Raw genomic sequence first — 19,215 nt, forward strand, 5'->3', positions numbered from 1 at the left:
TCGCCCCTACAAAGGAATCGATAATGTTCGGACTCAACGACGCTGCCATTTTTGTGATTCAGACCCTGGGCAGCCTGTACCTGCTGGTGGTCCTGCTGCGCTTCATGCTGCAAGTGGTGCGAGCGAACTTCTACAACCCTATCTGCCAGTTCATCGTGCGCGCCACCCAGCCATTGCTCAAACCCCTGCGCCGGGTGATCCCCAGCATGTTCGGGCTCGACATGTCCTCGCTGGTCCTGGCCCTGATCGTCCAAATGGCGCTGTTCGCCATCGTCCTGACCCTCAGCCAAATCTCCTTCAATGCCCTGGGACTGCTGCTGTGGGCGCCGATCGGGATCTTCGCGCTGTTCCTGAAGATCTGGTTCTTCGCCATGATCATCAGCGTGATCCTGTCCTGGGTCGCTCCTGGCAGCCAGAGCCCGGGCGCGGAACTGGCCTACCAGATCAGCGAGCCGCTGCTGGCCCCATTCCGGCGCATCGTGCCCAACCTGGGCGGCCTGGACATCTCGCCGATCCTGGCCTTCATCGTGATCCAGCTGGTGCAACAGTGGCTGATTCCGCGCCTGGCGCTCTACACCTTCATGCCCCCTGAGTTGTTCGGGCTGATCTGATGAGCTACTTCCGCTGGGACGGTGACGATCTGATTCTCGATTGTCACCTGCAACCCAAGGCCAGCAGCGACGAGTTCGCTGGCCTGCATGGGGAGCGGCTGAAGATCCGCCTCACCGCCCCGCCTGTGGAGGGCAAGGCCAATGCTCACTTGATGGGGTTCCTGGCCAAGGCTTTCGGCATTCCCAAGAGCCACGTCAGCCTGGTCAGTGGCGAGTTGAACCGGCAGAAGCGCGTGCGCCTGCAAGCGCCGAAGAAGCTGCCGGATCTGCCGGGGCTGGCGCGCCCTGCCTGATTCTTCGGCAAGCCGGCTCCTACGCCCCAGGTCCGCTGTAGGCGCTGGCTTGCCAGCGAATCTCACCCCGCTATTTCTCCAACCAAATACAGCCCCGGGCTTTGCTTGCCGCTGGGGGCAGCGGTCTTTAGACTTACGCCTCATTTAAATGAGAGCAGGGTCGATGCCAACTGCCTTTCCCCCCGATTCTGTTGGTCTGGTCACGCCAGAAATAGCGCACTTCAGCGATCCTCTGGCCCTGGCCTGCGGACGCGCGCTACCGGCCTACGACCTGATCTACGAAACCTATGGTCAGCTCAACGCCAGCGCCAGCAACGCGGTGCTGATCTGCCACGCCCTGTCCGGCCATCATCACGCCGCCGGCTACCACAGCGTCGATGACCGCAAGCCCGGTTGGTGGGACAGCTGCATCGGTCCCGGCAAGCCCATCGATACCAACAAGTTCTTCGTGGTCAGCCTCAACAACCTCGGCGGTTGCAACGGCTCCACCGGCCCCAGCAGCCTCAATCCGGAAACCGGCAAGCCGTTCGGCGCCGATTTCCCGGTGCTCACCGTGGAAGACTGGGTGCACAGCCAGGCGCGCCTGGCGGACCGCCTGGGCATTGCCCAGTGGGCGGCGGTGATCGGCGGCAGCCTGGGCGGCATGCAGGCCCTGCAATGGACCATCACCTACCCGGACCGGGTACGGCACTGCCTGGCCATCGCCTCGGCGCCCAAGCTCTCGGCGCAGAACATTGCCTTCAACGAAGTGGCACGCCAGGCGATTCTCACCGACCCGGAGTTCCACGGCGGTTCTTTCCAGGAACAAGGCGTGATCCCTAAACGCGGGCTGATGCTGGCGCGCATGGTCGGGCACATCACCTACCTGTCCGATGACTCCATGGGCGAGAAATTCGGCCGCGGTCTCAAGAGCGAAAAGCTCAACTACGACTTCCACAGCGTCGAATTCCAGGTGGAAAGCTACCTGCGCTACCAGGGCGAAGAGTTTTCCGGGCGTTTCGACGCCAACACCTACCTGCTGATGACCAAGGCCCTGGACTATTTCGACCCGGCGGCGAACTTCGACGACGACCTGGCCAAGACCTTCGCCAACGCCAGCGCCAAGTTCTGCGTGATGTCCTTCACCACCGACTGGCGCTTCTCCCCGGCCCGTTCCCGGGAGCTGGTGGACGCGCTGATGGCGGCGCGCAAGGACGTCTGCTACCTGGAGATCGACGCACCTCAGGGGCACGACGCCTTCCTGATCCCGATCCCGCGCTACTTGCAGGCCTTTAGTCACTACATGAACCGCATTACCTTGTGAGGACACGATGAGAGCCGATCTGGAAATCATCCAGGAATGGATCCCCGCCGGCAGCCGCGTCCTCGACCTGGGCTGCGGTAACGGCGAGCTGCTGAGCTGGCTGCAGGAACACAAGCAAGTCACCGGCTACGGCCTGGAAAACGACCCGGACAACATTGCCGAGTGCGTGGCCAAGGGCATCAACGTGATCGAGCAGGACCTGGACAAGGGTCTGGGCAACTTCGCCAGCAACAGCTTCGATATCGTGGTCATGACCCAGGCCCTGCAGGCCGTGCACTACCCGGACAAGATCCTCGACGAAATGCTCCGGGTCGGCCGCCAGTGCATCATCACTTTCCCCAACTTCGGCCACTGGCGCTGCCGCTGGTACCTGGCCAGCAAGGGTCGGATGCCGGTCTCGGAGTTCCTGCCGTACACCTGGTACAACACGCCGAACATCCACTTCTGCACCTTCGAGGACTTCGAAGAGCTGTGCCGCGAGCGCCAAGCCCGGGTGATCAACCGCCTTGCCGTCGATCAACAACACCGTCACGGGTGGGCCAGTAAGCTATGGCCTAATCTGTTGGGAGAGATCGGCATCTACCGCGTCAGCAGTCCCGGCCTGCAAGATCACAAGGTCGCGGTATAAACCACGTTGCATCGAGGAGAACCATCATGGGACGTCTGGTGACATTTCTATTGGCTGCCTGCCTGAGCTTCAGTGCCCTGGCGGCAGACCCGATCAAGAGCGAGCGCAAGGAGGTGTTCGGTGACATCACCGTGCACTACAACACCTTCAACTCCACCTACCTGCAACCTGACGTCGCCAGGGCCGCGGAGCTGGTTCGCAGCAAGAACCAGGGCGTGATCAACGTCTCCCTGATCAAGGATGGCAAGCCGCTGGTCGGCCAGGTCAGCGGTACGGTCAAGGACCTGACCAGCAAGAGCATCCCGCTGAAATTCCGCCAGATCACCGAACAGGGCGCGATCTACTACATCGCCCAGTTCCCGGTGGAACAGCAGGAAACCCGTACCTTCACCATCACCGTGCAAACGGGTGGCGATACCAACAGCTTCAGCTTCAACCAAGAGCTATTCCCGGGCGAATAATGAACCTTACGCAACTCGTACTGGCCAGCCACAACGCCGGCAAACTCAAAGAACTCCAGGCCATGCTCGGCGCCTCGGTGCAACTGCGCTCGATCGGCGAGTTCAGCAGCGTCGAGCCGGAAGAAACCGGTCTGTCGTTCGTCGAAAACGCCATCCTCAAGGCGCGCAATGCCGCACGCATTTCCGGCCTGCCGGCACTGGCGGACGATTCCGGCCTGGCCGTGGACTTTCTCGGCGGCGCGCCGGGCATCTACTCGGCGCGCTATGCCGACGGCCAGGGCGACGCGGCGAACAACGCCAAGCTGCTCGAAGCCCTGAAAGACGTCCCCGAAGCCCAGCGCGGCGCGCAGTTCGTCTGCGTCCTTGCCCTGGTGCGGCACGCCGACGATCCGTTGCCGATCCTCTGCGAAGGCCTGTGGCACGGGCGCATCCTCACCGCCGCCAGTGGCGAACACGGTTTCGGCTACGACCCGCTGTTCTGGGTGCCGGAACGTGACTGCTCCAGCGCCGAGCTGGGCCCCGTGGAGAAAAACCAGCTCAGCCACCGCGCCCGCGCCATGGCCATTCTGCGGCAACGCCTGGGCCTGAAATGAGCCAGGACCGATCCGCGTCGCCGCTGATTCTCGGCGGCGCGCCAACGCCTCGGGCGGCGCTGCCCCAGTTGCCGCCCCTGGCGCTGTACATCCACATCCCGTGGTGTGTACGCAAATGCCCTTATTGCGATTTCAACTCCCACGCCGCCAGCCCGACGTTGCCGGAAGAAGAGTACGTCGACGCCCTGCTGGCCGACCTCGACCTGGAGCTGCACGCGGTGCATGGCCGCGAGCTGAGTTCGATCTTCTTCGGCGGCGGCACCCCGAGCCTGTTCAGTGCCCAGGCCCTGGGGCGGCTGCTCCAGGGCGTGGAACAACGCATCGCCTTCGCCAGCGATATCGAAATCACCCTGGAAGCCAACCCCGGGACCTTCGAGCAGGAGAAATTCACCGCCTATCGCGCCCTGGGAATCAACCGCCTGTCCATCGGCATCCAGAGCTTCCAGGAACAGAAGCTCAAGGCCCTGGGCCGCATCCACAACGGTAACGAAGCGGTACGCGCCGCCGGTATGGCGCGCCAGGCCGGGTTCGACAACTTCAACCTGGACCTGATGCACGGCTTGCCGGATCAGTCCCTGGACGATGCCCTGGGCGATCTGCGTCAGGCCATCGCCATGAAGCCGACCCACCTGTCCTGGTATCAGCTGACCCTGGAACCCAACACGGTGTTCTGGAACCAGCCGCCGGTGCTGCCGGAGGACGACACCCTGTGGGATATCCAGGAAGCCGGCCAGGCACTGCTGGCCGAGCATGGCTACGCCCAGTATGAAGTGTCGGCCTACGCCCAGCCCGGACGCGCGGCGCGGCACAACCTGAACTACTGGAGCTTCGGCGACTTCATCGGCATCGGTGCCGGCGCCCACGGCAAGCTCAGCCACCCGGACGGGCGCATTTTGCGCACCTGGAAGACCCGCCTGCCCAAGGACTACCTGAACCCGGCCAAGCCGTTCAAGGCTGGCGAGAAGACCCTGGGCAACGACGAGCTGCCGTTCGAGTTCCTGATGAACGCCCTGCGCCTCACCGATGGCGTCGACGCTGCACTGTTCGCCCAGCGCACCGGCCTGGATCTGGCCAGCCTTGCCGAAGGTCGGCGTCAGGCCGAACAAAGTGGCTTGTTGCAGGTCGAACCGTCACGCCTGGCGGCCACGGCCCGCGGGCAACTCTTCCTCAATGACCTGCTGCAATACTTTCTGATCTAAGGAAATCACATGGATCTGGTACTCGACCTGCTTGCCACCGTGTCCCGCTGGAGTCGCAGCAACCTCTCGGAAATCGCCCTGGCATTGGTGGGCTGCCTGCTGGTGCTGTTCGGCGCGGACATCAAGGGCTGGGTCGAGCAGCGCCTGGGCGGCATCGCCGGCGCCCTGCGCGTGCCGCTGATGGCCTTGCTGTGCATGGTCGGCAGCGGCCTGGCGCTGATCTACGCCACGCCGTGGATCGTCCGCGGCCTGAGCCAGTTCAACAACTACAGCCTGGCGCCAGTGCTGCTGGTGGTGCTGGTGCTGATTGGCGTGGTCGCCGACCGCCGCTGACCTGCAGCCGCTATTCAAGGAAGAACATGAGCAAGAAAGTCATCGAAGACACCAGCAAGTTCCTCAGCTACGTGCTGCGCCACGAGCCCCAGGCCATCGGTCTTGAGCTGGACAGCCAAGGCTGGGGCGATATCGAAGCGCTGATCAGCGGCGCGGCCAAGAACGGCCGGCAACTGAACCGGGAACTGATCGAGCGGGTGGTCGAAGGCAACGACAAGAAGCGCTTCGCCCTCTCCGCTGACGGCCAGCAAATCCGCGCCGTTCAGGGACACTCCAACAAGGCCGTGCAATTGCAGCTTGAGGCAAAGCAACCGCCCGCCGTGCTCTACCACGGCACTGCCACGCGCTTCATGGAGTCGATCAATGAGAAGGGGCTGATCCCGGGCTCACGCCATCACGTGCACCTGTCCCAGGAAATCGACACCGCCCGGGCCGTGGGCCAGCGTTACGGCAAGGTGGTGATCCTGCAGATCGACGCCCAGGCCATGCAGGCCCAGGGTTTCACCTTCTATCAGGCAGAGAATGGGGTGTGGCTGACCGACCAGGTGCCGGTCAGTTTCATCCAAGCCTTGTAGGAGTCAGCTGGCTGGCGAAGGCGTCCTTGAGGGCACCTTCGCTAGCAAACCAGCGCCTACAACAGCGGCTGTACGGGGCTCAGTCGAGCTTTTCGAACTTCAGATCCCACACGCCATGACCCAGGCGCTCGCCACGACGCTCGAACTTGGTGATCGGGCGTTCAGCCGGGCGCGGCACGCACTTGCCGTCTTCGGCCAGGTTGCGATAACCCGGGGCAACGTTCATCACTTCCAGCATGTATTCGGCATAGGGCTCCCAGTCGGTGGCCATGTGCAGAATGCCGCCCACCTTGAGCTTGCTGCGCACCAGTTCGGCGAAGGAGGCCTGGACGATGCGGCGCTTGTGGTGCCGGCTCTTGTGCCACGGATCGGGGAAGAACAGCATCAGCCGGTCCAGGCTGTTGTCGGCGATGCAGCGGTTGAGCACTTCAATGGCGTCGCAATCGTAGACCCGCAGGTTGGTCAGGCCCTGAGTCAGCACGCCATTGAGCAGCGCGCCGACGCCCGGACGGTGAACTTCCACACCAATGAAGTCCTGCTCCGGAGCCGCCGCGGCCATTTCCAGCAGCGAATGGCCCATGCCGAAGCCGATTTCCAAAGAGCGCGGCGCAGAACGGCCGAACACCTGGTCGTAGTCCACCGGGGCGTCAGCCAGGGGCAGCACATACAGCGGCGCGCCCTGATCCAGGCCGCGCTGCTGGCCTTCGGTCATGCGCCCGGCGCGCATCACGAAACTCTTGATGCGGCGGTGTTGGCGCTCGTCGCCGGCTTCCGGCTGGATTGGCGTGTCGTTTGATTCAGTCATCAATGGCTCTTACTTGATCAGACCATCCAGCGGCGAAGAGGCGCTGGCATAGAGTTTCTTCGGCATGCGACCGGCGAGGTACGCCAGGCGGCCCGCGACAATTGCGTGTTTCATGGCTTCGGCCATCAGCACCGGTTGCTGCGCATGGGCGATGGCCGAGTTCATCAGCACCGCTTCACACCCCAGCTCCATGGCGATGGTGGCGTCGGAGGCAGTGCCGACACCGGCATCCACCAGCACCGGAACCTTGGCTTCTTCGAGGATGATCTGCAGGTTGTACGGGTTGCAGATCCCCAGCCCGGTGCCGATCAGGCCCGCCAGGGGCATGACCGCGATGCAGCCCATTTCCGCCAGTTGGCGAGCGATGATCGGGTCATCGCTGGTGTAGACCATCACGTCGAAACCTTCCTTGACCAGCACTTCGGCGGCCTTGAGGGTTTCCAGCACGTTGGGGAAAAGGGTCTTCTGGTCGGCCAGGACTTCCAGCTTGACCAGGTTGTGGCCGTCCAGCAGTTCGCGAGCCAGGCGGCAGGTGCGTACCGCTTCCACTGCGTCATAGCAGCCGGCGGTGTTGGGCAGGATGGTGTAGCGATCCGGTGGCAGAATATCCAGCAGGTTCGGTTCGCCCGGGTTCTGGCCGATATTGGTCCGGCGCACGGCGACGGTGACGATCTCGGCACCCGAGGCCTCGATGGCCAGGCGGGTTTCTTCCATGTCGCGGTACTTGCCGGTGCCTACCAGCAAACGCGACTGGTACGTCCGACCGGCCAGGACGAAAGGCTTGTCACTACGAACGTTGCTCATCGGAAATCCTCTGTTGGGGTGAGGTTCTTGCAGAATTCTTCATCAGGCCCGGGGCCCTGGAGCCTTCATTCCGGGGCCGGTGAACGCGTCTTCCATGGGAGAGGCCCGGAGCCGGGCCAGGGCGCTGCGCAGAATACGTAGCAGCGCGATTGACGCCAGTGGCTAGCCGCCGCCGATGGCGTGGACCACTTCCACCTGGTCGCCCTCGTTGAGGGCGGTCTCGGCGTGCTGGCTGCGCGGAACGATATCCAGATTGAGTTCCACCGCGATCCGGCGTCCGGTCAGGTCCAGACGGGTCAGCAGGGCCGCAACGGTCGAGCCGTCGGGCAGTTCAAAGGATTCACCGTTCAACTGAATGCGCATGCTCGAGGCCGCCATCATTTTTAGGGGCCAGCATTCTAGCCCGATCGTGACCTAAAGGTCAGCTACAAGCGTCAGCCGGCCCCTTGCAGGCGCCAGGCGGCAAGGCCCAGCAGAAACCAGCCAACCAGGAAGGCCAGGCCACCGAAAGGGGTGATGATGCCCAGCTTGCTGATGCCGCTCAGGGTCAGCAGGTACAGGCTGCCGGAGAACAACAGGATGCCCAGGGTGAACGCGATACCGGCCCAGGTCACCAGCCGCCCTGGAATATGCGCCGCCAGCAAGGCGACGCCGAACAGCGCCAGGGTATGCACCAGCTGGTAAGTGACCCCTGTATGAAAAATAGCCAGGTACTCGGTGCTCAGGCGGTTTTTCAGACCGTGAGCGGCAAAGGCGCCGAGGGCGACCCCGGTGAAACCGAAGAAAGCGGCCAGCATCAGGAAGCCACGCAACATGAGGAACTCCAGTCAGATTCAGCGCAAAGGGTCTGTATAATGGCGCGCTCAACGGGTTCGGCCAAGCCATCTCTATGCTGCGTTATCTGTTTCGTCGCCTTGTAAAAGCCTTGATGTGGTTCGTCGTCGGTAGCGTGCTGCTGGTGCTGCTGTTCCGTTTCGTGCCGCCGCCGGGCACCGCCCTGATGGTGGAGCGCAAGGTCGAATCCTGGATCGACAACGACCCCATCGACCTGCAACGCACCTGGAAGCCTTGGGATGAAATCTCCGACAACCTCAAGGTGGCGGTGATCGCCGGCGAGGATCAGAAATTCCCCGAGCACTGGGGCTTTGATATCGATGCAATCCAGGCAGCGTTGATCCACAACGAACGGGGCGGTTCGATCCGTGGTGCCAGCACCCTGAGTCAGCAAGTGTCGAAAAACCTGTTCCTCTGGTCCGGCCGCAGCTACTTGCGCAAGGGGCTGGAAGCCTGGTTCACCGCGCTGATCGAGGTGTTCTGGCCCAAGCAGCGGATTCTTGAGGTCTACCTCAACAGTGTCGAATGGGATGAAGGGGTGTTCGGGGCAGAAGCCGCGGCGCGCCATCACTTCGGCGTCAGCGCGGCCAACCTGTCACGCCAGCAAGCCAGCCTGCTGGCCGCTGTCCTGCCCAATCCAAGGGTGTGGAGCGCAGCGCGGCCCAGCACTTATGTGATGCAGCGGGCGGGCTGGGTTCGGCGGCAGATGAGCCAGTTGGGTGGGGCCGATTACCTGAATCGGTTGAATGAAGCCCGTAAAGCGCCGTGGGCGGGTTAGGTAAACCAGGTCTATTCGCCGACAAGCCGGCCCCTACAAAAGACGCGCAAACAAAAACGCCCCGATCATCTCGGGGCGTTTTGCATGACGCTTCAGGCTTAAGCGGCGATGGACAGCTTCAACTTGTTCATCGCGCTCTTTTCCAGCTGGCGGATACGCTCGGCCGAAACGTTGTACTTCTGCGCCAGGTCGTGCAGCGTGGCTTTCTCTTCGGCCAGCCAGCGCTGGTAGAGGATGTCACGGCTGCGCTCGTCCAGCACTTCCAGCGCTTCGTGCAGGTTGTGGGTGGAGTTGTCGCTCCAATCGGCATCCTCCAGTTGCAGCGCCGGGTCGTAGCGATGGTCTTCCAGGTAGTTGGCCGGCGATTGGAAGGCGCTGTCATCATCCGCTTCAGCAGCCGGATCGAAGGCCATGTCCTGGCCGGTCAGACGACTTTCCATCTCGCGCACTTCACGGGGCTCAACGCCCAGGCTCTCCGCCACGCGATGCACTTCTTCATTGTTCAGCCAGGCCAGACGCTTCTTCTGGCTGCGCAGGTTGAAGAACAGCTTGCGCTGAGCCTTGGTGGTCGCGACTTTCACAATCCGCCAGTTACGCAGGATGAACTCGTGAATTTCCGCCTTGATCCAGTGCACCGCAAAGGACACCAGGCGCACACCCATTTCCGGGTTGAAGCGCTTCACGGCTTTCATCAGGCCAACGTTGCCTTCCTGGATCAGGTCAGCCTGGGCCAACCCGTAGCCGGAATAGCTACGGGCGATATGTACGACAAAACGCAGGTGGGCGAGCACCATCTGCCGAGCCGCCTCAAGATCCTGCTCATAGTAGAGACTCTCGGCCAGTTCACGCTCCTGCTCGGGCGTCAGCAATGGAATGCTGTTCACCGTGTGCACATAGGCCTCCAGGTTTGCGCCTGGAACCAATGCGTAAGCAGGTTGCAAAGAAGTGGTCATACGAAAAAACCTCCGACTCACATAACTCGTGCAGTTCAGCACTGCGAAAATTGACCGGAAACCGCGAAACAAGTTCCCAAATATTCTGAAAGGTCAATACAAGCAAAATGACATTACTTCGGTGCCAACTCCCTCAGGTGGCGGGCCACCGCAATCCACGCACCGATATAACCCAACAGCACCGCACCAAGCAAGAGCGATAGACCATCAGCAACCGGCACCCCTGCCAGGGCAAAATCACTGCCGTACAAGCCGGCCAAGCCGATCACCGCGTCGTTCAGCCAGTTCAGGCCAAACGCCAATACGCCCCAGGACAGAATCCCCGCACCGAAGCCATACAACGCGCCCATATAAAGGAAGGGACGGCGCACATAGCTGTCTGTGCCGCCGACGAGTTTAATCACTTCTATCTCTGTGCGGCGGTTTTCAATATGAAGACGAATGGTATTGCCTATCACCAAAAGTAATGCAGAAACCAGCAACACCGTCAGGCCGAAGACAAAACGGTCCCCCAGCTTGAGGATGGCCGCCAGCCGCTCGACCCATACCAGGTCCAACTGCGCCAGTTGCACCTTGGGCATTTCCGACAACCGCTGACGCAAGGCCTCCAGGGTCGCCTTGTCCACTTCGCTCGGCGTGACCAGCACTACGCCCGGCAGCGGATTGTGGGGCAGCTCGCGCAAAGCCTCACCCAGGCCGGACTGCTGCTGGAATTCTTCCAGCGCCTTTTCCTTACTGATGAACTCGGCATCCGCCACACCGGGCAGGCCCTTGATCTCTTCGCCAAGCTTCTCACCTTCGCTGGCTGAAGCCCCCAGATCCAGGTACAGCGAAATCTGCGCTGCCCGCTGCCAGGAACCGCCCAGGCGCTCGACGTTGCTGAGCAGCAACGACAGGCCCATGGGCAAGCTCAGGGCCACAGCCATCACCAGGCAGGTAAAGAAACTGCCGATGGGCTGCTTGCCCAGGCGCCGCAGGCTGTCCAGCAAGCTGGCGCGATGGCTTTCGATCCAGGCATGCAACAGGGTGGCGAAATCCGGACCGTCGTCCTCGTCGCGTTTTTTCTTCGGTGGCGGTGCTTCGGAGGCCTTGGGCGCTACGCGCTCCGCCACTTTAGGAGTACGTGTGGCACTCATACGCCGGCCTCCCCGTCACCAATCAATCGGCCGCGCTGCAGGGTCAGCATGCGGTGACGCATGCGCGCGATCAGCGCCAGGTCGTGACTGGCGATCAGTACGCTGGTGCCCAGGCGGTTGATGTCTTCGAACACGCCCATGATTTCCGCCGCAAGACGCGGGTCGAGGTTACCGGTGGGCTCATCCGCCAGCAGCAAGGCTGGACGGTGGACGATGGCTCGAGCAATACCTACGCGCTGTTGCTGACCGGTGGACAGATCACCTGGGTAAAGATCGGTTTTATCCGACAAGGCCACGCGCTCCAGGGCCGAATCCACGCGCTTGGCGATTTCCGTCTTGGACAGACCGAGGATCTGCAACGGCAGAGCGACGTTGTTGAACACCGTGCGATCGAACAGTAACTGGTGATTCTGGAACACCACGCCAATCTGCCGCCGCAGGAAAGGGATCTGTGCATTGCTGATCTGACCCAGGTCCTGACCCGCCAGCAGCAATTTGCCGGAGGTCGGACGTTCCATGGCCAGCAGCAGGCGCAGCAAGGTGCTTTTGCCGGCGCCGGAATGGCCGGTGACAAACAGGAATTCGCCACGACGGACGCGAAAGCTCAGCTCATGCAGGCCAACGTGGCCATTGGGATAGCGCTTACCGACCTGTTCGAAACGAATCATGAACGCTCCCGCTCGGCAAACAGTGCCTGGACAAAGGGTTCTGCTTCAAAAGTACGCAAGTCATCGATGCCTTCACCGACCCCGATATAACGGATCGGCAGACCGAATTGCTTGGCCAGGGCGAAGATCACCCCGCCTTTGGCCGTGCCATCGAGTTTGGTCAGGGCCAGGCCGGTCAATTCCACGGTCTGGTTGAACTGTTTGGCCTGGTTGATGGCGTTCTGGCCGGTACCGGCGTCCAGCACCAGCAGCACCTCGTGCGGCGCATCGGCGTCGAGCTTGCCGATCACCCGGCGAACCTTCTTCAGCTCTTCCATCAGGTTGTCTTTGGTGTGCAGGCGCCCCGCCGTGTCGGCGATCAGCACATCGATACCACGGGCCTTGGCCGCCTGCACGGCGTCGAAGATCACCGAAGCGGAATCGGCTCCGGTGTGCTGGGCGATGACCGGGATCTTGTTGCGCTCGCCCCAGACTTGCAGTTGCTCCACCGCCGCGGCGCGGAAGGTGTCGCCAGCCGCCAGCATGACTTTCTTGCCTTCCAGCTGCAGTTTCTTCGCCAGCTTGCCGATGGTGGTGGTCTTGCCGGCGCCGTTGACGCCCACCACCAGGATCACGAAGGGTTTGTTCTGGGCGACGATTTTCAGCGGCTGCTCCACCGGCTTGAGCATGCTGGTGAGTTCGGCCTGCAACGAGGCGTACAGCGCATCGGAGTCGGTGAGTTGCTTGCGCGCCACCTTCTGGGTCAGGTTCTGGATGATCACCGAAGTCGCTTCGACCCCGACGTCGGCAGTCAGCAGACGGGTTTCCAGGTCTTCCAGCAACTCGTCATCGATGGCCTTCTTGCCCAGGAACAGGCTGGCCATGCCTTCGCCAATGCTGGCGCTGGTCTTGGACAGGCCCTGCTTCAAGCGGGCGAAGAAACCGACCTTGTTCTCTTCAACAGGACGGACCGGCTCGACCACGGGCTCGGGCTCCGCCACCTGGGCAACCGGCTCGGCAACAGGAGCAGGAGCAGGAGCAGGAGCAACAGGCTCCGGCGCGACGAATACCGGCGCTACCGGCGCTACCGGCGTTTGCACTTCGAGCACAGGAGCCGGGGTGACAACCGGCGCTTCGACCACCGGTTCAGATGCTGGGGTCAGGGCTGGAATCGGCGGAGTGACGTGCTCCGCCTGAGCGTCCTCCACCAGGGCCACCGGCTCTTCCGCTACCGGTAGAGTCAGCCAGGGCTTGTGCTCCGGGCTCGGAGTCAGGGGCAACTCGGGCGCAACGGCCGCTACCGGCTCGGCCTCGCCCCGGGGTTGCAGCACCGGTTCGCCGGTCGACAGCACCACCGGCTCGCTCGGGGCAACGCCGGGAGCGGTTTCAATAACTGGAGCCGGCACCGGCTCGACAGGCACTTGCGGCTGTTCGACGACGGGTTCCTGCGGCTTTTTGCGCAGCCATCCGAACAGGCCTTTTTTCTCGCCAGCCGCGGCTGGGGTCTTTTTGTCGTCGTTGGAACCAAACATGGAGACGGCTATCTCAAGGTAGCGATGCGCCAGTGGGCGCTTCGGTAAATAAATATTCGATGCAGAACAGACTGTGTTTCATCCAGCTTGTTCACGCGCAACATGTTGTCGAAATGCCCAAAAGCACTTCAAGGATCGATTTTACTTAAGGACTGGAACGGCAAAATCGGCGAAAAGTCGAAGTTTAGCTGACAAATCAAGGCTTTTTGCCGGTAACTCATACAACCTGCCCAAGCACACTCTGATTCGTGCAAGCCTGATAGGCGTGGCCGCCAGTAAAACGGATCAGTATCCTAGCACCTCCTCGCCCGCACAGGCTAAGACCAAGCGGGCAGCCCAACAGGTTTAAAAACGAATGAATGCTCTAGCCCGCCGCGCTGCAGGCCTGCTGCTCAGCACAGTTTGTCTGCCCCTTGCAGCCCTGGCTGCCGACCCGCAACCCACCCACGAATTCACCCTCGACAACGGCCTCAAAGTGGTGGTCCGCGAAGACCATCGCGCACCGGTAGTGGTGTCGCAGGTCTGGTACAAGGTCGGCTCCAGCTACGAAACCCCGGGCCAGACCGGTTTGTCCCACGCCCTGGAACACATGATGTTCAAGGGCAGCGAGAAGGTCGGCCCGGGTGAAGCGTCCCTGATCCTGCGGGATCTTGGCGCCGAAGAGAACGCCTTCACCAGCGACGACTTCACCGCTTATTACCAAGTCCTGGCCCGCGACCGCCTGGGCGTAGCCCTGGAGCTGGAAGCCGACCGCATGGCCAGCCTGCGCCTGCCGGCCGACGAGTTCGCCCGCGAGATCGAAGTGATCAAGGAAGAACGCCGCCTGCGCACCGACGACAAGCCGCTGTCCAAGGCCTACGAGCGCTTCAAGGCCATGGCCTACCCCGCCAGCGGCTACCACACGCCGACCATCGGCTGGATGGCCGACCTGAACCGGATGAAGGTCGAGGAACTGCGCCACTGGTACCAATCCTGGTACGCGCCGAACAACGCCACCCTGGTGGTGGTGGGCGATGTCACCCCGGATGAGGTCAAGGCTCTGGCCCAACGCTATTTCGGCGCCATCCCCAAGCGCGACGTGCCACCGACGAAGATCCCCCTGGAGCTGGCCGAACCCGGCGAGCGCCTGATCACCCTGCATGTGAAGACCCAACTGCCGAGTCTGATGCTGGCCTTCAACGTGCCCAGCATCGCCACAGCTGAAGACAAGCGTTCGGTCAACGCCCTGCGCCTGGCCGCGGCCCTGCTGGACGGCGGCTACAGCGCGCGCATTCCGACCCAGCTGGAGCGCGGCGAAGAGTTGCTGTCCAACGGCTCCACCAGCTATGACGCCTACACCCGAGGCGACAGCCTGTTCATGCTCTCGGCCACCCCCAACAGCCAGAAGAAGAAAACCATCGCCCAGGCCGAAGCCGGGCTGTGGCGCCTGCTGGACCAACTGAAAACCACCCCGCCGTCGGCCGCAGAGTTGGAGCGGGTCCGGGCACAAGTGATTGCCGGGCTGGTCTACGAGCGTGACTCGATCACCAGCCAGGCCAGCGCCATCGGCCAGCTGGAAACCGTCGGCCTGTCCTGGAAGCTGATGGACACCGAGCTGGCGGAACTGCAAAGCGTGACCCCGGAAGACATCCAGAAAGCCGCCCGCACCTATTTCACCCGGGAGCGTATGAGCGTGGCCCATGTACTGCCTGAGGAGTCCGCTCATGAGTAAGCGCAAGAATGCTTCACCGGTCCTGCTGGGCCTGGCCCTGGTCGCCCTGCTCACCGCCGGTGGCCTGTACCTGTCGCGCTCCGGCGAGAGCAATGCCAGCCAGGCCCTGGACAACGCCAAGAGCAGCCAGAAGCTGCAATCTCTGGCCGAGCTGGATGGCAAGGCCCCCAGCCATCGCAACCTCAATGTGCAGACCTGGAACACTGCCGAAGGCGCCAAGGTGCTGTTCGTCGAAGCCCGCGAGCTGCCGATGTTCGACATGCGCCTGATCTTCGCCGCCGGCAGCAGCCAGGACGGCAACACTTCCGGCCTGGCCCTGCTGACCAACGCCATGCTCAACGAAGGCGTGCCCGGCAAGGATGTGGGCGCCATCGCCCAGGGCTTTGAAAGCCTGGGCGCGGATATCGGCAACGGTGCCTACAAGGACATGGCCGTGGTCTCGCTGCGCAGCCTCAGCGCTGTGGATAAACGCGAACCGGCGCTTGAGCTGTTTGCCGAAGTGGTGGGCAAGCCGACCTTCCCTGCCGACTCCCTGGCGCGGATCAAGAACCAGTTGCTAGCCGGCTTCGAGTACCAGAAGCAGAACCCCGGCAAGCTGGCCAGCCTGGAGCTGATGCAGCGCCTGTACGGCAGCCATCCCTATGCGCATGCCAGCGAAGGCAATGCCAAGAGCGTTCCGACTATCACCCAGGCGCAACTGCAGGCCTTCCACGCCAAGGCCTATACCGCCGGCAACGTGGTGATCGCTCTGGTCGGCGATCTGTCCCGCAGCGACGCCGAGGCAATTGCCGCGCAAGTCTCCGCCGCCCTGCCCAAAGGCCCGGCCCTGGCGAAGGTCGAGCAACCCACTGAACCCAAGGCCAGCATCGGCCACATCGAATTCCCGTCGAGCCAGACCAACCTGCTGCTGGCACAACTGGGGATCGACCGTGACGATCCGGATTACGCCGCCGTGTCCCTGGGCAACCAGATCCTCGGCGGTGGCGGCTTCGGCACCCGGCTGATGAGTGAAGTGCGCGAGAAACGCGGCCTGACCTACGGCGTGTACTCGGGCTTCACCCCGATGCAGGCCCGCGGGCCGTTCATGATCAACCTGCAGACCCGCGCAGAAATGAGCGAAGGCACCCTGAAACTGGTGCAGGACGTGTTCGCCGATTACCTGAAAAACGGCCCGACCCAGAAGGAACTGGATGACGCCAAGCGCGAACTGGCCGGCAGCTTCCCGCTGTCCACCGCCAGCAACGCCGATATCGTCGGCCAGCTGGGCGCCATGGGCTTCTACAACCTGCCGTTGAGCTACCTGGAAGACTTCATGCGTCAATCCCAGGCACTGACGGTGGAACAGGTCAAGGCCGCCATGAACAAACACCTCGGCGTCGACAAGATGGTCATCGTCAGCGCCGGCCCCACCGTCGCGCAGAAGCCGTTGCCGCCCCCCACTGACAAACCCGCCGAGCAGCCGCTCGGGGTTCCGGAGCACTGATGGCCCGTCCAGCCCGTCCCAGCAAGAAGCCCGTCCACAACCAGCACAATGGCGTGGGCCAGCTGCGCATCATCGGCGGCGAATGGCGCAGCCGTAAGCTGAGCTTCCCCGATCTGCCGGGGCTGCGCCCGACCCCGGACCGGGTGCGCGAAACCCTGTTCAACTGGCTGGCCCCCTATGTGGCCGGGGCCAAGGTCATCGACCTGTTCGCCGGCAGCGGGGCGGTGTTCCTTGAAGCCCTGTCCCGCGGCGCCGCCTCGGGGCTGGCCCTGGACAGCAGCAACGTAGCGGTCTCCAGCCTGCGCGAGCACCTGGGAACGCTGCGTTGCTCTGTGGGCCAGGCGCAGACCGCTGACGCCCTGCGCTACCTGGAAACCCAGCCGGCCACGCCGTTCGACCTGGCGTTTCTGGACCCGCCGTTCAACCAGAACCTGCTGCCCGCCGCCTGCGCCCTGCTGGAGGAACGCGGCTGGTTGGCGGACGACGCCTGGATCTACACCGAAAGCGAAACCGCGCCATCGACCCTGGGTCTGCCCGGCAGTTGGCGCCTGCACCGTGAACAAAAATCCGGGCAGGTGTATTACTCCTTGTGGCAACGTATGGCAGACAGCGCCGCGTAGAACCTGTTTACGCTCGGCCGGAACAAGCTGCGCAGCCCACCCGGGCTGCGCAGCGCCGCATCGAGACTCACCCCGTGCCCAACTCGCCTGATCGTTTCATCCCCGCCTTCGGCCTTGGCAACCCGCACCTGCAGACGCTGTGGGGTCCGCTGTGGCGCCCGACCACCCACCTTGAGCGCCAGCGCGAACGTCTGTGGCTGGATGACGGCGACTTTCTCGATCTTGACTGGCACGGCCCCCATAGCGCCGAGGCCCCGCTGGTGCTGGTGCTGCATGGGCTGACCGGTTCTTCCAATTCACCTTATGTGGCCGGCCTGCAACAGGCCCTCGCCACCCGAGGCTGGGCCAGCGCAGCGCTGAACTGGCGCGGCTGCTCCGGCGAACCCAACCTGCTGCCCCGCAGCTACCACTCCGGCGCCAGCGAAGACCTGGCTTCGGCCATTGCCCATCTGCGGGCCAAGCGCCCCCAGGCACCGCTGTTCGCGGTGGGCTATTCCCTGGGAGGCAATGTACTGCTCAAGTACCTGGGGGAAAGCGGCAGCGCCAGTCCGCTGCAAGGGGCTACGGCGGTGTCGGTACCGTTTCGCCTGGACCAGTGCGCCGACCGCATTGGCCAGGGGTTCTCCAAGGTCTATCAGGCCCACTTCATGCGCGAGATGCTGGCCTACATCAAGGACAAGCAACGCCAGTTCCAGCACGACGGCCGCCATGAAGGCCTGGCGACCCTGGCGCAACTGGGCCCGCTGACCAAGATGCGCACCTTCTGGGACTTCGATGGCCGGGTCACCGCGCCGCTGCATGGCTTTGCCGATGCCCAGGACTACTACCGCCGCGCTTCCAGCCGCTATTACCTCGGGGAAATCCGTACCCCGACCCTGATCATCCAGGCCGCGGACGATCCCTTTGTGTTCCCCCACAGCCTGCCCGAGGCCGGCGAACTGTCCGCCAGTACCCAGTTCGAACTGCAGGCCAAGGGCGGCCACGTGGGCTTTGTCGGAGGCAGCCTGAAACACCCGAGCTACTACCTGGAACAACGCATCCCGCAATGGCTGACCGGCCTGGACCGCCATGGATAAGCCCGCCCGGGAGTCGATCCGCTTCTGGCAGACCGCGCCCCTGGCCGGGGTCGAGTTGCTGGCCGCGCGTTATATCGAACAGCGCTTCGTGCCCCATGTGCACGAGGGTTATGTGATCGGCATGATCATGGCTGGCGCTCAGCGTTACCGCTACCGCGGGGCCGAACACCTGGCGGGCAGCGGCACCCTGGTGCTGATCAACCCGGACGAATTGCACACCGGGGCCAAGGGTGTTGAAGACGGCTGGCTGTATCGGGCCTTTTACCCGGACAACCGGCAGATTCTCGGCTTGCTGGATGAACTGGAACTGCCCAGCGGCAGCCTGCCGGCCTTTGGCGCCACCCTGTATCGAGACCCGGATCTGGTGCAGGGTTTTGCCCGCCTGCACCACCTGCTGGAAAGCCCGGCCACCGCCCTGCAACAACAGACCCAGTGGCGTGAAATGCTGCTGATGCTGTTGCAGCGCCACGCCGGCGTCCGGGCACCGGGTGAACCTGGGCAGGAACACCGGGCGATTGTCCAAGCCAAGGAACTGCTGCGCTCGCAACTGGCCGCGCCGCCGTCATTGGAAGAGTTGGCGGCGGCGGTAAACCTGTCGCCGTTCCATTTCGCCCGGGTGTTTCGCCGGACCACCGGGATTGCACCCCATACCTGGTTGATGCAACAGCGCATCGCCAAAGCCCGGGCCTTGTTGCGTGATGGCTGCCTGCCGCTGGCAGTGGCGACACAGTTGGGATTTGCCGACCAAAGCCATCTGAGCCGGCAGTTCAAGCAGGTGTATGGGGTGACGCCGGCGGCTTATCGCAGCGCCGCTCTGAAGTAGGGCGGCGCGGCTTTCGC

The 19,215-nt window shown here is 63.0% G+C and carries 23 protein-coding genes; 15 read left to right on the plus strand and 8 right to left on the minus strand.

Annotation, left to right across the window (positions count from 1 at the left end; translation table 11 throughout):
• Positions 1 to 23: 23 nt before the first annotated feature.
• The 9 genes from Q8O96_RS15915 (at position 24) to Q8O96_RS15955 (ending at position 5,996) form a co-directional block, all read left to right on the plus strand.
• Positions 24 to 611 carry a YggT family protein gene (locus Q8O96_RS15915; RefSeq protein WP_102862080.1) on the plus strand — a complete coding sequence of 196 codons (588 nt, stop codon included), beginning with the start codon at positions 24 to 26 and terminating at the stop codon, positions 609 to 611.
• Positions 611 to 904 carry a DUF167 domain-containing protein gene (locus Q8O96_RS15920; protein WP_102862081.1) on the plus strand — a complete coding sequence of 98 codons (294 nt, stop codon included), beginning with the start codon at positions 611 to 613 and terminating at the stop codon, positions 902 to 904. Before Q8O96_RS15915 ends, Q8O96_RS15920 begins: the two co-directional genes overlap by 1 nt.
• A 163-nt stretch (positions 905 to 1,067) precedes the next feature.
• On the plus strand, positions 1,068 to 2,207 hold the full coding sequence (locus tag Q8O96_RS15925; RefSeq protein WP_102862082.1) for a homoserine O-acetyltransferase: 1,140 nt from the start codon (positions 1,068 to 1,070) through the stop codon (positions 2,205 to 2,207).
• Positions 2,208 to 2,214: 7 nt separating this feature from the next.
• Positions 2,215 to 2,835 carry a methionine biosynthesis protein MetW gene (metW, locus tag Q8O96_RS15930; RefSeq protein ID WP_011064017.1) on the plus strand — a complete coding sequence of 207 codons (621 nt, stop codon included), beginning with the start codon at positions 2,215 to 2,217 and terminating at the stop codon, positions 2,833 to 2,835.
• A 26-nt stretch (positions 2,836 to 2,861) separates the two neighbouring features.
• Entirely contained in the window at positions 2,862 to 3,296 is a 435-nt protein-coding gene (locus Q8O96_RS15935; RefSeq protein WP_060841544.1) for a DUF4426 domain-containing protein, read from the plus strand.
• Entirely contained in the window at positions 3,293 to 3,889 is a 597-nt protein-coding gene (rdgB, locus tag Q8O96_RS15940) for an RdgB/HAM1 family non-canonical purine NTP pyrophosphatase (protein WP_025131031.1), read from the plus strand. The genes Q8O96_RS15935 and rdgB overlap by 4 nt, the downstream gene beginning before the upstream one ends.
• Complete coding sequence (gene hemW, locus Q8O96_RS15945) at positions 3,886 to 5,088, plus strand: radical SAM family heme chaperone HemW (RefSeq protein ID WP_305949088.1); 1,203 nt, start codon at positions 3,886 to 3,888, stop codon at positions 5,086 to 5,088. Before rdgB ends, hemW begins: the two co-directional genes overlap by 4 nt.
• A 9-nt stretch (positions 5,089 to 5,097) precedes the next feature.
• Positions 5,098 to 5,421, plus strand: coding sequence for a DUF3392 domain-containing protein (locus tag Q8O96_RS15950; protein WP_011064021.1), 324 nt, complete (start codon positions 5,098 to 5,100; stop codon positions 5,419 to 5,421).
• 26 nt (positions 5,422 to 5,447) lie between these two features.
• A complete protein-coding gene (locus Q8O96_RS15955) occupies positions 5,448 to 5,996 on the plus strand; it encodes an RNA 2'-phosphotransferase (RefSeq protein ID WP_305949089.1) in 549 nt (182 codons plus the stop codon).
• Between the two features lie 79 nt (positions 5,997 to 6,075).
• Here Q8O96_RS15955 and trmB read toward each other — a convergent pair whose 3' ends face one another.
• From trmB to Q8O96_RS15975, 4 genes are all read right to left on the minus strand, one after another.
• Positions 6,076 to 6,801 carry a tRNA (guanosine(46)-N7)-methyltransferase TrmB gene (gene trmB, locus Q8O96_RS15960; RefSeq protein WP_102862086.1) on the minus strand — a complete coding sequence of 242 codons (726 nt, stop codon included), beginning with the start codon at positions 6,799 to 6,801 and terminating at the stop codon, positions 6,076 to 6,078.
• A gap of 9 nt (positions 6,802 to 6,810) precedes the next feature.
• On the minus strand, positions 6,811 to 7,605 hold the full coding sequence (locus Q8O96_RS15965) for a thiazole synthase (RefSeq protein WP_007921204.1): 795 nt from the start codon (positions 7,603 to 7,605) through the stop codon (positions 6,811 to 6,813).
• A gap of 162 nt (positions 7,606 to 7,767) precedes the next feature.
• Complete coding sequence (gene thiS / locus Q8O96_RS15970) at positions 7,768 to 7,968, minus strand: sulfur carrier protein ThiS (protein ID WP_162884096.1); 201 nt, start codon at positions 7,966 to 7,968, stop codon at positions 7,768 to 7,770.
• 71 nt (positions 7,969 to 8,039) lie between these two features.
• Positions 8,040 to 8,420 carry a DUF423 domain-containing protein gene (locus Q8O96_RS15975; RefSeq protein ID WP_102862088.1) on the minus strand — a complete coding sequence of 127 codons (381 nt, stop codon included), beginning with the start codon at positions 8,418 to 8,420 and terminating at the stop codon, positions 8,040 to 8,042.
• 74 nt (positions 8,421 to 8,494) lie between these two features.
• Here Q8O96_RS15975 and mtgA point away from each other — a divergent pair, with 74 nt between their 5' ends.
• A complete protein-coding gene (mtgA, locus tag Q8O96_RS15980) occupies positions 8,495 to 9,217 on the plus strand; it encodes a monofunctional biosynthetic peptidoglycan transglycosylase (RefSeq protein ID WP_102862089.1) in 723 nt (240 codons plus the stop codon).
• 98 nt (positions 9,218 to 9,315) lie between these two features.
• Here the strand turns inward: mtgA and rpoH are convergent, their stop codons facing one another.
• The 4 genes from rpoH to ftsY all read right to left on the minus strand — a co-directional run bounded on the left by rpoH (position 9,316) and on the right by ftsY (position 13,485).
• Positions 9,316 to 10,170: an RNA polymerase sigma factor RpoH gene (gene rpoH, locus Q8O96_RS15985; RefSeq protein WP_016967616.1), complete on the minus strand. Its 855-nt coding sequence runs from the start codon at positions 10,168 to 10,170 to the stop codon at positions 9,316 to 9,318.
• Positions 10,171 to 10,283: 113 nt separating this feature from the next.
• A complete protein-coding gene (gene ftsX, locus Q8O96_RS15990; RefSeq protein WP_102862090.1) occupies positions 10,284 to 11,306 on the minus strand; it encodes a permease-like cell division protein FtsX in 1,023 nt (340 codons plus the stop codon).
• Complete coding sequence (gene ftsE / locus Q8O96_RS15995) at positions 11,303 to 11,974, minus strand: cell division ATP-binding protein FtsE (protein ID WP_305949090.1); 672 nt, start codon at positions 11,972 to 11,974, stop codon at positions 11,303 to 11,305. Before ftsE ends, ftsX begins: the two co-directional genes overlap by 4 nt.
• The gene (gene ftsY / locus Q8O96_RS16000; protein ID WP_305949091.1) at positions 11,971 to 13,485 is read right to left on the minus strand and encodes a signal recognition particle-docking protein FtsY; all 1,515 of its coding nucleotides are present in this window, start codon (positions 13,483 to 13,485) and stop codon (positions 11,971 to 11,973) included. The genes ftsE and ftsY overlap by 4 nt, the downstream gene beginning before the upstream one ends.
• A 355-nt stretch (positions 13,486 to 13,840) precedes the next feature.
• Between ftsY and Q8O96_RS16005 the strand changes: the two genes are divergently transcribed.
• The 5 genes from Q8O96_RS16005 (at position 13,841) to Q8O96_RS16025 (ending at position 19,198) form a co-directional block, all read left to right on the plus strand.
• Positions 13,841 to 15,196, plus strand: coding sequence for a pitrilysin family protein (locus Q8O96_RS16005; RefSeq protein ID WP_207166710.1), 1,356 nt, complete (start codon positions 13,841 to 13,843; stop codon positions 15,194 to 15,196).
• Positions 15,189 to 16,679: a pitrilysin family protein gene (locus tag Q8O96_RS16010; RefSeq protein WP_102862093.1), complete on the plus strand. Its 1,491-nt coding sequence runs from the start codon at positions 15,189 to 15,191 to the stop codon at positions 16,677 to 16,679. The genes Q8O96_RS16005 and Q8O96_RS16010 overlap by 8 nt, the downstream gene beginning before the upstream one ends.
• Positions 16,679 to 17,299, plus strand: coding sequence for a 16S rRNA (guanine(966)-N(2))-methyltransferase RsmD (rsmD, locus tag Q8O96_RS16015; protein ID WP_305949092.1), 621 nt, complete (start codon positions 16,679 to 16,681; stop codon positions 17,297 to 17,299). Before Q8O96_RS16010 ends, rsmD begins: the two co-directional genes overlap by 1 nt.
• 74 nt (positions 17,300 to 17,373) lie before the next feature.
• A complete protein-coding gene (locus Q8O96_RS16020) occupies positions 17,374 to 18,375 on the plus strand; it encodes a hydrolase (RefSeq protein WP_207166711.1) in 1,002 nt (333 codons plus the stop codon).
• A complete protein-coding gene (locus Q8O96_RS16025; protein WP_102862096.1) occupies positions 18,368 to 19,198 on the plus strand; it encodes an AraC family transcriptional regulator in 831 nt (276 codons plus the stop codon). The genes Q8O96_RS16020 and Q8O96_RS16025 overlap by 8 nt, the downstream gene beginning before the upstream one ends.
• Positions 19,199 to 19,215 lie beyond the last annotated feature (17 nt).

This window comes from Pseudomonas sp. LPH60 (assembly GCF_030718165.1).
Lineage (GTDB): Bacteria > Pseudomonadota > Gammaproteobacteria > Pseudomonadales > Pseudomonadaceae > Aquipseudomonas > Aquipseudomonas danubii.

What these genes read in the sequence shown, in the direction of transcription:
- Q8O96_RS15920 (WP_102862081.1), top strand. Translation starts at nt 611, where the DNA reads ATGAGCTACTTCCGCTGGGACGGTGACGATCTGATTCTCGATTGTCAC.
- Q8O96_RS15935 (WP_060841544.1), top strand. Translation starts at nt 2,862, where the DNA reads ATGGGACGTCTGGTGACATTTCTATTGGCTGCCTGCCTGAGCTTCAGT.
- Q8O96_RS16005 (WP_207166710.1), top strand. Translation starts at nt 13,841, where the DNA reads ATGAATGCTCTAGCCCGCCGCGCTGCAGGCCTGCTGCTCAGCACAGTT.
- Q8O96_RS15965 (WP_007921204.1), bottom strand. Translation starts at nt 7,605, where the DNA reads ATGAGCAACGTTCGTAGTGACAAGCCTTTCGTCCTGGCCGGTCGGACG.
- Q8O96_RS15950 (WP_011064021.1), top strand. Translation starts at nt 5,098, where the DNA reads ATGGATCTGGTACTCGACCTGCTTGCCACCGTGTCCCGCTGGAGTCGC.
- Q8O96_RS16010 (WP_102862093.1), top strand. Translation starts at nt 15,189, where the DNA reads ATGAGTAAGCGCAAGAATGCTTCACCGGTCCTGCTGGGCCTGGCCCTG.
- metW (WP_011064017.1), top strand. Translation starts at nt 2,215, where the DNA reads ATGAGAGCCGATCTGGAAATCATCCAGGAATGGATCCCCGCCGGCAGC.
- rsmD (WP_305949092.1), top strand. Translation starts at nt 16,679, where the DNA reads ATGGCCCGTCCAGCCCGTCCCAGCAAGAAGCCCGTCCACAACCAGCAC.
- ftsE (WP_305949090.1), bottom strand. Translation starts at nt 11,974, where the DNA reads ATGATTCGTTTCGAACAGGTCGGTAAGCGCTATCCCAATGGCCACGTT.
- ftsY (WP_305949091.1), bottom strand. Translation starts at nt 13,485, where the DNA reads ATGTTTGGTTCCAACGACGACAAAAAGACCCCAGCCGCGGCTGGCGAG.
- hemW (WP_305949088.1), top strand. Translation starts at nt 3,886, where the DNA reads ATGAGCCAGGACCGATCCGCGTCGCCGCTGATTCTCGGCGGCGCGCCA.
- thiS (WP_162884096.1), bottom strand. Translation starts at nt 7,968, where the DNA reads ATGCGCATTCAGTTGAACGGTGAATCCTTTGAACTGCCCGACGGCTCG.
- Q8O96_RS15955 (WP_305949089.1), top strand. Translation starts at nt 5,448, where the DNA reads ATGAGCAAGAAAGTCATCGAAGACACCAGCAAGTTCCTCAGCTACGTG.
- trmB (WP_102862086.1), bottom strand. Translation starts at nt 6,801, where the DNA reads ATGACTGAATCAAACGACACGCCAATCCAGCCGGAAGCCGGCGACGAG.
- Q8O96_RS16025 (WP_102862096.1), top strand. Translation starts at nt 18,368, where the DNA reads ATGGATAAGCCCGCCCGGGAGTCGATCCGCTTCTGGCAGACCGCGCCC.
- ftsX (WP_102862090.1), bottom strand. Translation starts at nt 11,306, where the DNA reads ATGAGTGCCACACGTACTCCTAAAGTGGCGGAGCGCGTAGCGCCCAAG.
- Q8O96_RS15915 (WP_102862080.1), top strand. Translation starts at nt 24, where the DNA reads ATGTTCGGACTCAACGACGCTGCCATTTTTGTGATTCAGACCCTGGGC.
- Q8O96_RS15975 (WP_102862088.1), bottom strand. Translation starts at nt 8,420, where the DNA reads ATGTTGCGTGGCTTCCTGATGCTGGCCGCTTTCTTCGGTTTCACCGGG.
- mtgA (WP_102862089.1), top strand. Translation starts at nt 8,495, where the DNA reads ATGCTGCGTTATCTGTTTCGTCGCCTTGTAAAAGCCTTGATGTGGTTC.
- rpoH (WP_016967616.1), bottom strand. Translation starts at nt 10,170, where the DNA reads ATGACCACTTCTTTGCAACCTGCTTACGCATTGGTTCCAGGCGCAAAC.
- Q8O96_RS15925 (WP_102862082.1), top strand. Translation starts at nt 1,068, where the DNA reads ATGCCAACTGCCTTTCCCCCCGATTCTGTTGGTCTGGTCACGCCAGAA.